Annotated in this window: 8 protein-coding genes; 2 read left to right on the forward strand and 6 right to left on the reverse strand. The window is 49.4% G+C overall.

Annotated elements, in window-relative coordinates; all coding sequences use genetic code 11:
• Positions 1–139: 139 nt before the first annotated feature.
• On the forward strand, positions 140–1,027 hold the full coding sequence (locus D7Z26_RS24855; RefSeq protein WP_120979734.1) for a response regulator transcription factor: 888 nt from the start codon (positions 140–142) through the stop codon (positions 1,025–1,027).
• 80 nt (positions 1,028–1,107) lie between these two features.
• Positions 1,108–1,524, forward strand: coding sequence for an OsmC family protein (locus D7Z26_RS24860; protein ID WP_120979735.1), 417 nt, complete (start codon positions 1,108–1,110; stop codon positions 1,522–1,524).
• 202 nt (positions 1,525–1,726) lie between these two features.
• On the opposite strand, the gene D7Z26_RS24865 is transcribed toward D7Z26_RS24860, so the two are convergent.
• The 6 genes from D7Z26_RS24865 to D7Z26_RS24890 all read right to left on the reverse strand — a co-directional run bounded on the left by D7Z26_RS24865 (position 1,727) and on the right by D7Z26_RS24890 (position 14,421).
• Positions 1,727–1,999, reverse strand: coding sequence for a DUF4190 domain-containing protein (locus D7Z26_RS24865; RefSeq protein ID WP_158602435.1), 273 nt, complete (start codon positions 1,997–1,999; stop codon positions 1,727–1,729).
• 232 nt (positions 2,000–2,231) lie between these two features.
• On the reverse strand, positions 2,232–7,637 hold the full coding sequence (locus D7Z26_RS24870; protein WP_158602436.1) for an S-layer homology domain-containing protein: 5,406 nt from the start codon (positions 7,635–7,637) through the stop codon (positions 2,232–2,234).
• Positions 7,638–8,033: 396 nt separating this feature from the next.
• Entirely contained in the window at positions 8,034–11,897 is a 3,864-nt protein-coding gene (locus D7Z26_RS24875; protein WP_120979738.1) for a helix-turn-helix transcriptional regulator, read from the reverse strand.
• A gap of 638 nt (positions 11,898–12,535) precedes the next feature.
• Positions 12,536–13,105: a hypothetical protein gene (locus tag D7Z26_RS24880; protein ID WP_120979739.1), complete on the reverse strand. Its 570-nt coding sequence runs from the start codon at positions 13,103–13,105 to the stop codon at positions 12,536–12,538.
• 283 nt (positions 13,106–13,388) lie between these two features.
• A complete protein-coding gene (locus D7Z26_RS24885) occupies positions 13,389–14,090 on the reverse strand; it encodes a CPCC family cysteine-rich protein (protein ID WP_120979740.1) in 702 nt (233 codons plus the stop codon).
• Positions 14,091–14,124: 34 nt separating this feature from the next.
• On the reverse strand, positions 14,125–14,421 hold the full coding sequence (locus tag D7Z26_RS24890; RefSeq protein ID WP_120979741.1) for a hypothetical protein: 297 nt from the start codon (positions 14,419–14,421) through the stop codon (positions 14,125–14,127).
• Between the last annotated feature and the right edge of the window lie 126 nt (positions 14,422–14,547).

Raw genomic sequence — 14,547 nt, forward strand, 5'->3', positions numbered from 1 at the left:
CTAGTGAGTAAATTATTTGGGTTTTAAGCTCTTTTTTGTTCTTTTAAACCTTGCAATAACGATAACTTCGCACTACTATTAATCTGAAATTTGAAATGAAAGCGCATTACTGTAATAGAAATGGGAGGGGGAATTCATCATGTCTGATTTAATCTTTCACTTTGTAACTCCACCGATACCCTATTTCATCGACAGCGGTAAACACACATTCATTCCAGGCGAAAAGCATGTCAGCCGCCACTCTATCAACGTATTCGATCTCATCATCGTAACCAAAGGGAAATTATTCATAGGGGAAAGCAATCATGAGTGGACGCTCGATAAAGATGAAGCCATCATTTTGCGCCCGGATGCGTACCATTATGGTACTGCCCCCTGCGACGAGGAAACGGAAATTACCTGGATTCATTTTCAAACGTTCGGAGCTTGGGATGAAAGGAACAATATTGACGAGTGCCTTGAGAATCAAATTGCTTTATTCGATAAACACAAACAGAACGCTTACCTTAATCATAGTGAAGTGAGTTCCATCTTCATGCCGAAAAAAATAGAAGTTTCTCGAACTTCAATGAACGACCTTACCGAATTTTATGCTTTGGATCATGATCCTCGTCCCTTTCGTTACTGGCGAAAGCAAACCGCTTTTCAAACCTTCATGCAAAATCTAAATCAGGATTCGGGGATTGCAAATAGCTCGGCGGCGGCACAGCTTGCTGAAAAGATTGAATTGTATATTCGTCAAAACTATATTTCGAAAATTACGAATTCCGTATTAAAAAAACAATTTAATTATCATCCGAATTATTTAGCCAAGTGTATGTTAAAAGTATATGGAGTCACTCCTATCGATTACCTGCTGCAATATCGGATAGAGCAAGCAAAAAAACTGCTCATACAAACCGATTGGTCCATCGGACGAATTTCCGATGAAGTCGGATTCAATGATCCCGCCTACTTCTCTTCCGTCTTCACGAATAAACAAGGCACTTCCCCTACAAACTTTCGAAAAAAAATATCGAAGTTTTGATGCCATCGATATTGTTTGCCCCGGCACGACCGCCACGCGATTTGTTCACACCGACCTATAAATTCAAGGGAGCTGTTGAGATGAAAATCAGCGCACTCGTACAGAATCGTGAAGGTAAGCATCAGGTCAGCTTGTATACCAACGACAATGTCCTTACCCTGGCCATTTCGCCCAAGTCGACAGGGTTCGGATCAAGTGTCACCGGAGGCGAGTTACTCTTTTTGGCCTTAGCCACGTGCTACTGTAATGACATCTATCGGGAAGCGGCGAAACGGGGCATTCGTATTGAATCCGTGGAGGTGGAGGTTTCAGGTGAGTTTGGATCTGAAGGCGAACCGGCAACGAACGTACACTATCACGTGAAGATTGCAGCGCATGCCAGCGAAGAAGTCATACGCTCGCTGGGCAGTGAGACTGATCGCCTTGCTGAAATTCAGAATACCTTGCGTGTCGGGACGCCAGTGAAGCTGAGTGAGATTGATGCTGTATCTGTGTGATGCGCTTAATACCGTAGCAATTCGATAATGTAGATTTCGATGCTATACACGTGTGCCATAAAGCAACGCCAGGAAATAATTTAGAGAAAAATAAAGACGCTTGGGAGAATTGCTCCCGAGCGTTCCATAATACACACTCCACATGACTGGACTACCGGTCACTGTTAAATTACTCCGATAAAGGCGGGGAGGCGAACTACAATCAATTTCTATTTACATACATAATTGTCATCAAAAGAATTGGCATAATCATTCCTAAACAACTACAAACGATACCTGTGATTGTTGTTCTTCTTCCACTTTGTTCGTTAAGCCTTATTTCTTTTAGAGCTACAACACCAATTATTAAACCAATAACACCTAAAATAAATCTAACATAAATAAAAAATAAAGCAATTGATAGAACCCCTAAAACCAAAGAAGTGACAGCTTTTCTATTTAAAACTTTTTTCTCTAATATCCCCTCGTTTCTCAACGGCAATCCCCTCCCTAAATATTCTCTTAATATAATATTTTTCCATAATTAATCAGATTCCTTCTTTAACTAAACTTCCAGTTAGCTTAGCGGAAAAATCAACAGTGAGCAGCACTCCACATGTGCGGAATAAGCAGAGCCAACACACCATTTACATCTTGCTACAATCAAAACTATCAGCTAAGAAAATTAAACAAACTGACGCCGTAGAGTGCCGACGCCAGTTTGTTGCCTAAAAGTGTTTATAGTGTGTATTTTGACCAATCAAAAATCGCATCAGAATCGCTGCAATTTCCGCACGGGTCGCCGTACCGGACGGGTCAATCATTCCATTACCTTTGCCGGAGAGGAGACCTTTTCCAACCGCCCACTTCATAGACTCAGTCGCCCAATCGGAAATTTTGTCCTTGTCTGCAAAGCCGGACAGATCACCCGTCAATGTGATATCAAGGTTATTCTGCTGCGCGTAGCGATACAGCACGGCGACAAGCTGTTCCCGGGTCACTGCGTCATCGATGCCAAAACGGTTGTTGCCATAGCCACTCACAATGCCTTTCTGCGCCGCCCATTTGATTGCATCCGTATACCACGTACCGGAATGTACATCAGTGAATGTGCTTTCTCCGGCAACATGCGGATTGCCAGCCATGCGATATAGCACGGTTGCAATCATGGCGCGATTGGCCGTCAAATGGGGGCTAAAGGTCATTTCGCTTGTTCCTGACATTAAGCCGTTTTGCCGGACATAGGCTACTGCGTCAGAGAACCAGTCGCTTTTGTCAATATCGGCAAAGGAGGTGCCGCCGCCGGGAGTACCACCGCCAGGTGTACCGCTGCCGGGTGTACCTCCGCCTGGTGTGCCACCGCCTGGTGTACCTCCGCCTGGTGTACCTCCGCCGGGTGTACCTCCGCCGGGTGTACCACCGCTTGTATCGGCAGTGGCAGAAATTCTCACTTCGATTTGCTCTGTAGTTTGGCTCTGCGAACCCTTTGACACGGTGACGGTAAATATATAGCTGCCGTCTGTGCCGCTTCGATTTGCGGAGTTTCCGGCTATCGGCGCAGTGTAACTGACCTTATTAATCGTGACCGCAACACTGCTGTTCTTTACCGCGGCCTCGGCGGTGACTTTCAATGCGGCTGCAATGACAGATTCGCTGGTTGCCGCTGCTTGGGTCATACTGCTGTAGATTGCGCCTTCCGCCGCTGCCTTTGCCGCCGCTACGATGGAAATATCCGGATCGGCCGAATCGTTCACCGTCATCGTAAGGCTCTTGCTGTCGCTTGCACTTCCCTTGGAAAGGGCAACATCATATTTGCCGCTACCGCTATTGTAGGTGACAGTCGCCGTTACCCCTGCAGCATCGCCGGTAAGCTTGCTGTTCACATAAGATTGCACCGCCGCTGTTTTGTCGGCCTGCGATGCACCGAAAGCTACATCGACTGATCCACCAACCAAAGCCGCCTTGGCTGCAGCTACTGCCTGCGCATTTGTCACGCCGGTATAAGCCGTTGCGGTAATGGCAATGGTTTTTGGTGCGGTAGTTTGGCTCTGCGATCCTTTTGCCACCGTGACGTTGAAGGCATAGCTGCCGTCTGTGCCGAGCGGATGATCGGCATCGCCCGCAGTCGGCGCGATATAGCCGACCTTGTTAACGGTGATGGTAACGCCGCTATTGTTGACCGCTGCACTGGCCAGATTTTCAACATAGCTCTTTACGACCGCTACATCGCCGTGCGCAGCCTGCGTGGTTCCAGGATAGCTTGCGCCTTCCGCTGATGCCTTCGCCGCCGCTACAATGGTGATGTCCGGATCTGCCGATTCGTTCACCGTCATAGCAAGACTCTTGCTGTCACTTGCGCTTCCCTTGGAAAGTGCAACATCATATTTACCGGTGCCGCTGTTGTAAGCGACAACCGCCGTCACTCCTGCAGCATCGCCGATAAGTTCGCTGTTCACATAAGATTGTACCGCCGCTGTTTTATCGGCCTGCGATGCACCGAAAGCTACATCGACTGATCCGTCTACCAAAGCTGCCTTGGCCGCCGCTACTGCCTGCACATTGGTCACGCCGTTAAAAGTCGCTGCGGTGATGGCAATGATTTTCTGCGCGATAGTTTGGCTCTGCGTGCCTTTGGCCACCGTGACGGTGAAGGTATAGGTGCCGTCTACGCTCTGCGGGTTCTCTGCATCGCCTGCGATAGGCGCGAAGTAGCCGACCTTGGTGACCGTGACCGTAACGGCGTTGTTGTTGATCGCTGCTTCAGCTGTGGCTTTCAATGTCGACGCAATGACCGTTTCGCTAGTGGCCGCCGCTTGGGTCATGTTGCTATAGCTCGCGCCTTCCGCCGCCGCCTTGGCCGCCGACACTACAGCGATGTCCGGGTCGGCCGATTCGGTTACCGTCATTGTCAGGCTCTTGCTGTCGCGCGCGCTTCCTTTGGAAATCGCAACATCATACTTGCCGCTAACGCTGTTATAGACGACGGTCGCCGTCACGCCTGCGGCATCCCCGATAAGTAGGCCGTTTACATAGCTTTGAACCGCCGCTGTTTTATCAGCCTGCAAGGCTCCGAAAGCGACCTCTACCGATCCGTCTACCAGCGCCGTCTTGGCTGCCGTTACTGCCTGCACATTGGTCACACCATTAAAGGCTGTTGCCGTGATCGCAATGGTTTGCTGCGCGGTCGTTTGGTTCTGCGAACCTTTTGTCACCGTGATAGTAAAGGTATAGCTACCGTCTGCTCCGATCACATTGTCGCCGTCGCCCGCGATTGGCGCGGTGTAGCCGACGTTGGTGACCGCGACCGTAATGGCATTGTTGTTAATCGCTGCTTCAGCAGTAGCTTTTAGTGCCGCCGCAATAACCGTTTCGCTGGTTGCAGTCGCTTGAGTCATGCTGCTGTAGCTTGCGCCTTCCGCCGCTGCCCTCGCCGCCGCCAAAATGACGATGTCCGGATCGGCCGCTTCGTTCACCGTCATCGTCAGATTCTTGCTGTCAGTTGCGCTTCCCTTGGACAACGTAACCTCATAGCTACCGCTGTTGTAGGCTACGCTCGCCGTCACGCCTGCGGCATCGCCGGTAAGCAGTCCGTTTACATAGCTTTGAACCGCCGCTGTTTTGTCAGCCTGCGAGGCTCCGAAGGCGATATCGACTGTGCCGTCAACCAAAGCTGTCTTTGCCGCTGCCACTGCCTGTGCATTGGTAAGTCCTTCGAAAGGTTCTGCAATAATCAGAACCGTGATCGGATCGGTCGTCCAGACCTGCCAGAGTCTGAAGTACGTTACGGTAAAGGTATAACTGCCAGGTGTACCGTTCGGATTGTCGGCATCTCCCGTGATCGACGGAACATAGCCCCCCCTGTTCACGGCGTAGATCCTGATTCGGTCCGTCACAACACCGCTGTTCTGGATGGCGGCATACACCCGATTGCTAACATCTTGATTGATAGACAGATCATCATACATATACTGTCTAATGCCCCCATAGTCCCCGTGTTCAATCGCTGTCTTGACCGTAGCCAGATCCGGGTCGCGCTCCTCATTCATGTGGACGTTAACTTCCGTGCCGTAATAGGCTTGTCCCTTTTCAATATAAACGGTGACCGTGAGCATTTCCGACCCGTTTTTGCGATTGCCTGGAGAAATGTCCACATAGTCCAAATCGCCGCATTCAGCGAGTAAATCGTTAAAATACTTCAACACCGTACTATAATAATTGTCCCCTAGCTTAAAATCGAGCGTATGCTCTCTCGCCAGCAGACTTGCGGCCTTGTCCATCACCTGTTGATTGGATACGCCGGCATACGGCGTCGCCTTGATCGCCAGCGTCTGCAGAGCGGTGCTCTGCACCTGCCCTCCCTTGGTCAACGTGACGGTAAACGCGATCTGGCCGTCTGTTCCATCAGGGTAGTCCGCGTCGCCCGCCTTCGGCGCCGTGTACGCGTCAACGTGGATGGACAGACCAATCGCGTCGTTATTCACCGCTTGCTTTACCACTTCTTCCACATAGCTCATCGCCGCCGCTTCTGTGCTTTGTTCCTCCTGTTTGGCTGCGGGATACTCCGCACTCTCCACCGCTTCCTTGGCTGCCTGCACAATCGCAATATCCGGGTCAGGCGCTTCCTTAAACGTGACATGCAGGTTCGTACTTTCGTTACGAACGCCCTTGGAGAGCGCTACATCGTAGCTGTCGCTACCGCTGTTGAAGGTGACGACCGCCGTCACGCCTGCGGCATCCCCCGTGAGCAAACGGTTTACATAGCTTTGTACGGCGGCGGTTTTGTCAGCCTGTGTGGGCTCAAACACAACATTGACCTCTCCGTCTACCAGCGCCTCCTTGGCCGAAGCCACGATGGCGATATCCGGGTCTACCCCTTCGTTCATCGTCATCGTCAGGCTTTTGCTGTCGCTTACGTTTCCCCTGACCAAGGCCACATCATAACTGCCTGTGTCGCTATTATAGGCGACGGTCGCCGTTACCTTCGGATCGCTGAGCAGGCGGTCTACATAGCTTTGCACGGCCGCTGTTTTATCGGCCTGCGAGGCACCGAATGCGACATCAACCACACCATCCACCAAAGCTGCCTTGACCGCTGCCAAAGCCTGCTCATTCACTTCTCGGAAAGTCGTCGCCACAATCGGAACCGTGATCGGATCGGTCGTCCAGACCTGCCAGAGTCTGAAGTACGTTACGGTAAAGGTATAACTGCCAGGTGTACCGTTCGGATTGTCGGCATCTCCCGTGATCGACGGAACATAGCCCCCCCCGTTCACGGCGTAGATCCTGATTCGGTCCGTCACAACACCGCTGTTCTGGATGGCGGCATACACCCGATTGCTAACATCTTGATTGATAGACAGATCATCATACATATACTGTCTAATGCCCCCATAGTCCCCGTGTTCAATCGCTGTCTTGACCGTAGCCAGATCCGGGTCGCGCTCCTCATTCATGTGGACGTTAACTTCCGTGCCGTAATAGGCTTGTCCCTTTTCAATATAAACGGTGACCGTGAGCATTTCCGACCCGTTTTTGCGATTGCCTGGAGAAATGTCCACATAGTCCAAATCGCCGCATTCAGCGAGTAAATCGTTAAAATACTTCAACACCGTACTATAATAATTGTCCCCTAGCTTAAAATCGAGCGTATGCTCTCTCGCCAGCAGACTTGCGGCCTTGTCCATCACCTGTTGATTGGATACGCCGGCATACGGCGTCGCCTTGATCGCCAGCGTCAGCCGAGCGGTGCTCTGCTCCTGCCCTCCCTTGGTCAACGTGACGGTGAACGCGACCTGGCCGTCGGTTCCATCCGGGTAGTCCGCGTCGCCCGCCTTCGGCGCCGTGTACGCGTCAACGTGGATAGACAGGCCAATCGCGTCGTTATTCACCGCTTGCTTTACCACTTCTTCCACATAGCTCGTCGCCGCCGCTTCCGTGCTTTGTTCCTCCTGTTTGGCTGCGGGATACTTCGTATTCTCCACCGCTTCCCTGGCTGCCTGCAAATCGGCAATGTCCGGGTCGGGTGCTTCGGTGATGATCACTTGTTCCTCCGCCAGTGCGGGCTTAGACAACATGGGGAAAACCAGCGACGACGCCAGCAACAGGATGAAAATACGCTTTCGAATTGCTTTCATTTTTATGCCCATTCCTTTCACTTCGCTCTGCAGTGTATTGCCGATTTAGAATACAACCATAATCAAAATCTCAACAATCGACTTAATAGCCTTCCAGCCTGCATCCGGATCCCTCCGCATTGCTTTCTTCCCGATAGTTGCAAAAGTATAAGAATGTTTTAATCCATAAAAAAAGCAAATCTATGAATTACTCCATACCTATCCCGTATGTGAAAAAACGTAAACACGACGATAGCGCTCTATAAAAATAAATCAAATCTCTCGATTCTACTATACCTACAAAGGAGTATTTCACAGAGTTTCTGCCAAGGATACGCGAAAAAGGGCTTCTGCGCATGGTGGATGCGCTGAAGCCCTTATTCGTGAGGATGAACAACAGTTGCGAGTTGAATAGTGCTAGTCAAGCAGATGAAGTTCCTTGGCCTGGGCGATCGCTTTCGTCCGGCGGTTCACCTTTAATTTCGTGAAAATGTTTTTGACGTGCACCTTAACTGTGCCGACAGCGACGACTAGCTGCTCAGCAATTTCTTTGTTGGACAGACCTGCCGCCAGCAGCGCCAACACCTCCATCTCGCGATCTGTGAGCGGCTCGCAGGTCGGAGCTGGAGCCGTATCCAGCGTCATGTCGCCACCCTTCTCCACATCCGGCTCCTCGCTAATTACCGATTCCCCATCGAATCGGCCTAACGATCGCAGCAGCTCGCAAATGTACACGCATTGCGACGCCATCGCATGAAGAATATGGATACGGTCCTCGGAAACAAAGCTCGTTGCAGCGTAATTCTCCAAATACAACACGCCAACCGCTGACCCTTGAACGGCAACGGGCATGCATAAGACCGACTGCGGACGGTGCTCCGCTATATACGGATTATGGCGAAGCCAGCTCTCCTCGTCTACGGAATACCTTACCACTTCCTGCGTTCTCGCCACGTACCTGACGATGCCGCCAGGCAGAAGCCCGTCGTCCTCAAGTAACGCCGGCTCGTACAAGACGCGAACTTTGACGTCCGCCCAAGCCTGTACAAACCATTGGCCGCGACTAACCATCAACAAAACGCCTTTGCGAGCGCCAGCATAGTTCATCAAGGTACTGATGATTTCGGGCAAGACGGCATCCAACTCCATCTTATTTGTGAGCGCCTGCGACGCTCTCAGAATCGCGGCGAGATCTACCGCATCAACCGTATCGCGCGCGCCCGCCTCTCGGTTAAGGCCTGGCAGTTGTTCCTCCGTTGCCGCTGCCGTAGCAGCTTCGCTTGTTGTCGGCGTCCAGTTGCCTGATAGTGCCTCCTCATCCCCCATCGCAGCCAGCCGCTCTCTGATTTGCCTTACCTTCAGGCTTGCTCCCCAGCGAGCATACGCGTCGCGCGCGGCCTGCAAATAATGAAGCGCAACCTTAGCTTTTCCTTGACGAGCGTAATAACTTCCCGCCAGTTCGTTTGCGACACTCTCCACTTGCACATTGTCATGCTCGTGAGCTTCCCGAATTGCCCGGTCGTATCCCGCTTCAGCAGCGGCATAACGTCCGCTGACCCGCGCCAATTCCGCTTCGACCAACACTTGCTTCGCCTGGAAAATATCAGGACTAACCTTCGCCCATTTCCGCAGACGGCTGAGCTGTCTGTGAGCGTGGCGCAACGAGCCGACAGACGAGGGCAATCCCTTCCCACCGCCTTTTCCGTAGATGACCAGTTCCGCCAGTGCCCCGTAATAAAGACATTCCGGCAAATGAGTGAGATGGGCTGCATACAGCTTGAGTGGCTCTGCCTCCTTCTGCCAGTGAACCGCTTCCTCGTATTTCCCGTCCAAATAACAAAGCTGAGTCTTGTAGGCGTAGTATTGGAATAACGTTGCGGATGCCGTCTCCTCGCCGCTGCTCTGTTCAAGGAAGGTCCGCTCCTCGAAAACCGCCGTGTCAAGCGAACAGGCACTCTCCGTTTCTCCTTGCAGCGCCAAAACAAACTGACGGCACAAATAAAGGTTTTGCAGCACGAAGTCATCCTTCGTCTCCGCAAGCGTCTCCGTATACTCCGTCAGCGCCTTGGACAAAATTCCAAGCGGCCCCCGTGTGTATAAGGCATGAATGCGCGCCCCGATCGCTGTGTTCAAATAGACGTCATCGCCAGACTCCTTAGCGAAGCGAACTGCCTGCTCCAAATACGGCTCGCCTTCGTGCATCTTTCCCGCAAGCTGGCAAATGATGCTGCCGAAGGTCGCGTACGTTTTAGACTTGATGGATGCAATGTCGTAGCGTTCCGCAAGCTTCAGCCCAACCTTGGCAATCTCGTAGCCACTGACCCGCCTGCCGAGCACAAGTGCCAGAACGAGACCGTATACCGTATAGACATCGGCAGCTGCCGGCGTATTCCCATGCTTGAGTGATAGCCGCACAGCCTTGCAAGCGAGAAGGAAATACACCTTCTTGTCCGTGCGGAAGGAGGAGACCAACGTTAAAAATAGAATGTTAGCGGCAGCGATGCGGCTCGGTTCACTCATTTCCGGCAAATCCACAAGCTGCTCGATGCGGCCGCGAAGTCGCATATGTACTCGCAGCACCTCGGTAACGACCGTTGCTTGCAGAGGGTTCGGCGAAACGTTGATGCGGAACTCCTTCAGGCTCTCCAGTCCGAGCAGGGTCGCCTCCTGATATTCCTTCTGATTGATGCATTGGATCATACGAAGCATCTGGACTTTGGAACGTTCGATCGAACTTCGCGCCCGGCGCAGCAAGTGTTCAATCAGATGCTCCGTAATCTCGTGATGCCCGCATAAATATTCACATTCGGCCCGTTCCACGTGCAGCTCGAAGCATGTGGCGTAATGAAGTTCCCAGGCGCTCTCCGCCAGCAGCTCTACCCCTTTGCGGTAATACTGCAGCGCGATGTCATATGCCGTTGAAGCTTTGGCCCGTTGTCCGGCGGCTAAGTTCAGTTCAACCAGTCGATGCAGTTCCTCCACGTCATGAATGTCCGACGACCCGTTATTAAGATGTTTCACCACCTCAAACAAGCCCTCAGGTTGGCTTGAACCAGTCTCCAGGAGCCGCCTGCCGATCGCCAGATGCGTCCGCCTCCTTGTCTCGTTTTCCATTTGGTTGTATATCAAGTTTTGTACGCTGTCATGCACGAAGCGGTATTGATCCTGACCAAAACGAACGATAAGGCTCTCTTCCACCAAAACCTCCAACTCGGCGGAAGTGTCGTCCGCACTAAGTTGTGTAACGTCAGCGATCCATCCTTGCTCGAATTGGCCCCCGAGGCACGCCGCAATATCAAGCACCTCCTTCGCCGACCGGGTTAGACGCAGCAGCTTGTGCGCCATCAATTCGCCTATAGCCCAATGCTGCTCCTGTTCGATCAAATCGCTCAGATTCCACTCCCAACCCTGCCGCTCATGGTCGTAGGTCAAGAGACGGTCGTCCAGCAACCGCCCAAGAATTTGCTTGAAATGAAACGGGTTGCCCTGCGACTCAGGATACATGACCAACGTCAGAGGGGTCGCTTCGGCGGCGCCGCAGCCGAGCGCCTCCATAACGATTGAGTTCATCTCCTCGACTGATAGTTCTCGAAGCTGAATGTGATGTACGACGGCCTCCTTTGCGATATTGCCATCGACCTCGTAGCCCGGCAGCTTGGTGCTATTCATCTCGCCATCCCGGTAAGCGCCGACAAACAGCACATATTGCAGTTCAGGATCGCAAAGAAGCGCATGCAGCAACTGCAACGACGACGCATCCGCCCACTGCAGGTCATCAATGAATAGCACTAGAGGACGTTCCTTGGATGCTAGAGTCTGCACAAATTTGCGGAACGCATAGATGAACCGTTTTTTCGCCTCATCAGGCGGCAACTCCCAAGCGTCGGGGATATCGCCGATCAGAAGCCGAACTTCGGGAATCATGGCGGCGATAACCGCTTCATACGAGCGCAAGGCGCTTCTCAGCTTTTTGGCCCAGGCGTCGACTTGTTGTGAGCTTTCGCCAAGCAAGTGCCGCATGAATCCGCGGAATTCCTGAATGATTGGATGATAAGGACTGTCCTTCGCGATCTGCTCGAACTTGCCCGTTAAGAAGATCGAGGTGCGCGGATGATGATGCTCCTGACGAAATACCCAATCCAGAAGACTTGTTTTGCCGATGCCGGGCGCACCTGAAACGTACACGATTTCCGCAGATCCAAGGCAAGTGGAATAATACGCCTGGGAGAGTAGAGAAATTTCGTTTAGCCTGCCGTATATCTGTCCTTGTTGGCTATTCATAGTTGGTACACCTTCGTTACCGACACGAAGGGGGCGAGCAAGTACTGCACCGGAGACGGCTCCCTCGACGCCTTGTTCGTGATGGTGTTGGCAAGAATGCGCCAAAACTGTTTGGGGGGTAATTTATGAATTATATCGACAGCGTTGTCGTTGTCACGTTCGAAAAGCATGCGCTTGCTCCTTTGCCGATAAATGCAGAAATCGCGCGCACGGCTTGCACCACTGCGAGCGTCGTCTACAATTGATAGTAAATGACGTTGCCGACGATCAACTTTTCGGCCGACACGGCTTTGTCAGATCCGTTGTTCTCAGATAAAAACTTACATTTATATCTAGTCTACAGGAATTCGGCAGATGTTCCAAGCACGCACGATTGAAAGCCCAGGGCACAATAACGAACCCATATATTTTTATTTGAATGTAGTTTGAGATTTTTAATATATGGGCTATTCAATCAATCATTAGTTTATATCTGTTACACGGGCCTTTATAAAAAAAACACCTCGAAAAGGTGTTCTTGATGTGGCAGTATTCGCTACTTTTAAATACATTTTCAAAATTCCAATAATTTACCATCCAAAACCACTAAAAATATAGCGTATGTCACTCAAATCCCAATGCGTTCGTTGTCTTATAACTCAATAATTATGAGAATAAAAATCCAATATTGGCACTCTGTTATTTATCAGATAATTACCAATTCCTTTTTCAATATCGTGTCTGGTTAAACCATCAGGAATATTCCTAAGGGGGTATATTAACACGAAAGACTCATCCCATTCTTGATCTACAGAATGAACTATAATTCCTGAAGTGTTATACCTCCAGCTATTTCCGTCCTTATCATGATAAACATCTTTGGATTCCGGAATATTAAAATTTACATCATCACTTGTTGCTACAACACCTATGAACCCATCTTTGGTAAATTTCAGCCAGACAATATCCCTTTTATCTGTAAGATTGTTAGTATCCTTTATCTTCTTGTAGTTAATCTCCGTTGCTCGAACTATCGGTGACTCGATCTGGTTCATACTAATAGCAGCAAGAAAAGCATTTATATATTCGATCACCTGTTCCACAGCTACTGGCTCAAGCTTGGCTTGCTCCATTGCTTTTCTTAGTCTAAAATCGTTGAAATGAACAGAACTCCTATAACTTCTAGGCGTCCCTTCATATGTTTTGAAGTATTTATCATATTCACACATGTTACGCCTCCACAAGCACCAATTCCAAATTTCATAATATCAATTTAACTTTACCTTCAATTAAACCAATTACTGTACATTATGAATGTCACGATATGTTTCTGAGAATTGTGAAACACACTTTTTACCCTTACTCATCTGCAAAACCACTTGTATCAAGGCTTTTGGCGGTAAATCAATACTGTGGTTTCCACATGTGTGGGTTGCGTAAAATGGACAACCTTTTGATGTGGCAGTATTCGCTGAAATACAACCACACTTTTCTTAAGTCTCTGAAGCGTGATTAGTTGGAGAACATATTTATATCATCTAAAGCTGAATTAGCATGCCCTCTAACAAACGAACTCTCATCATTTAATGCATCATTGATAAGTGGAATAATCAGTTCCTTATTAACTGCTCCATGTATTCTTGCTATATGACCAAAGCAAAGAATTGCTATTCCTCTTATATTTTCATTTTTATGTTGAGTGTATCGGACAATCAGATCTTGTACAAACTCTCCATCATCTGCACTTAATGCTAGGGATAGCAAGCCCTTTACGATTGTATCAGGGCTATCAGAATTAATTAGGTATATGATCTCTTGATTTTTCTCTATGTTATTGCTGTAGCGTTCAACTCTTTCGTGAACAATATCTTCTAGAACTTTTTCAAATGAGTTGATTTGCTGCCATACTTGTTGGGCAGATTCATTATTTGGGGTTCTAAGTTTATCAAATGTATTAATTAATTTTTTCTTTGTTTGAATTTCCTTATCCGTTTGATTTTGGATTCTTCGTCTATCTCTATACATGATGTAGTGTTTTTTGAAGTTCTCCCGAGCCTCTGTAAGTGAATAGTCTTGATTTGGACCGCCCCAAACTTTATCTGCGTGGGGATCATCCTGCCCGTCATCTTCCCAATTACATAAACAACAAATCTCCCAACCACGTCTTTCTTCAAGTGTGGGATAACCACAACAGGGACAATTATGCCGATTCATTCGATACTTACCTTTCCATTCCAGTCATCAACTATTATTTGGGCTGACCACAGCTAACACAAAGCTTTGCGTTTGGCGTTCTCAATGGCTTGCCACAATATTGGCAAGGGTCGCCAATTAAAGATATTCGATGGTGCATAATTGCATTATGATGAACGCCTGTAACACCAGTTATTTTTTCGTATTCCATTACGACGGGACTAAATCTCTCATCAATAGATATCTGTTTTAATGATAATCCATGCTTTTGCCTAAACTCCTTTGTTGCTTTCATACTATCACCATACAAATTATGAATCCAAGCATATTCTCCTTCATCTAACATAGGCATTTCTCCAAGGCCCCCTAATTAAACTGGAGTCTTGTCCCCCAATTGAATTAGACTATTTGTATAGGGGAGGCGGACAGTATGCGTTTAGGGAAAGTGCTTGAGGAGAAACGAATGCAGATCGTAAGA

Source organism: Cohnella endophytica (assembly GCF_003628305.1).
GTDB classification, from domain to species: Bacteria; Bacillota; Bacilli; order Paenibacillales; family Paenibacillaceae; genus Cohnella; species Cohnella endophytica.

Bases quoted from the DNA above. Each gene is read 5' to 3' on its own strand.
- D7Z26_RS24885 (WP_120979740.1), bottom strand. From the start codon at position 14,090: ATGAATCGGCATAATTGTCCCTGTTGTGGTTATCCCACACTTGAAGAA.
- D7Z26_RS24860 (WP_120979735.1), top strand. From the start codon at position 1,108: ATGAAAATCAGCGCACTCGTACAGAATCGTGAAGGTAAGCATCAGGTC.
- D7Z26_RS24890 (WP_120979741.1), bottom strand. From the start codon at position 14,421: ATGCCTATGTTAGATGAAGGAGAATATGCTTGGATTCATAATTTGTAT.
- D7Z26_RS24880 (WP_120979739.1), bottom strand. From the start codon at position 13,105: ATGTGTGAATATGATAAATACTTCAAAACATATGAAGGGACGCCTAGA.
- D7Z26_RS24870 (WP_158602436.1), bottom strand. From the start codon at position 7,637: ATGAAAGCAATTCGAAAGCGTATTTTCATCCTGTTGCTGGCGTCGTCG.
- D7Z26_RS24855 (WP_120979734.1), top strand. From the start codon at position 140: ATGTCTGATTTAATCTTTCACTTTGTAACTCCACCGATACCCTATTTC.
- D7Z26_RS24875 (WP_120979738.1), bottom strand. From the start codon at position 11,897: ATGAATAGCCAACAAGGACAGATATACGGCAGGCTAAACGAAATTTCT.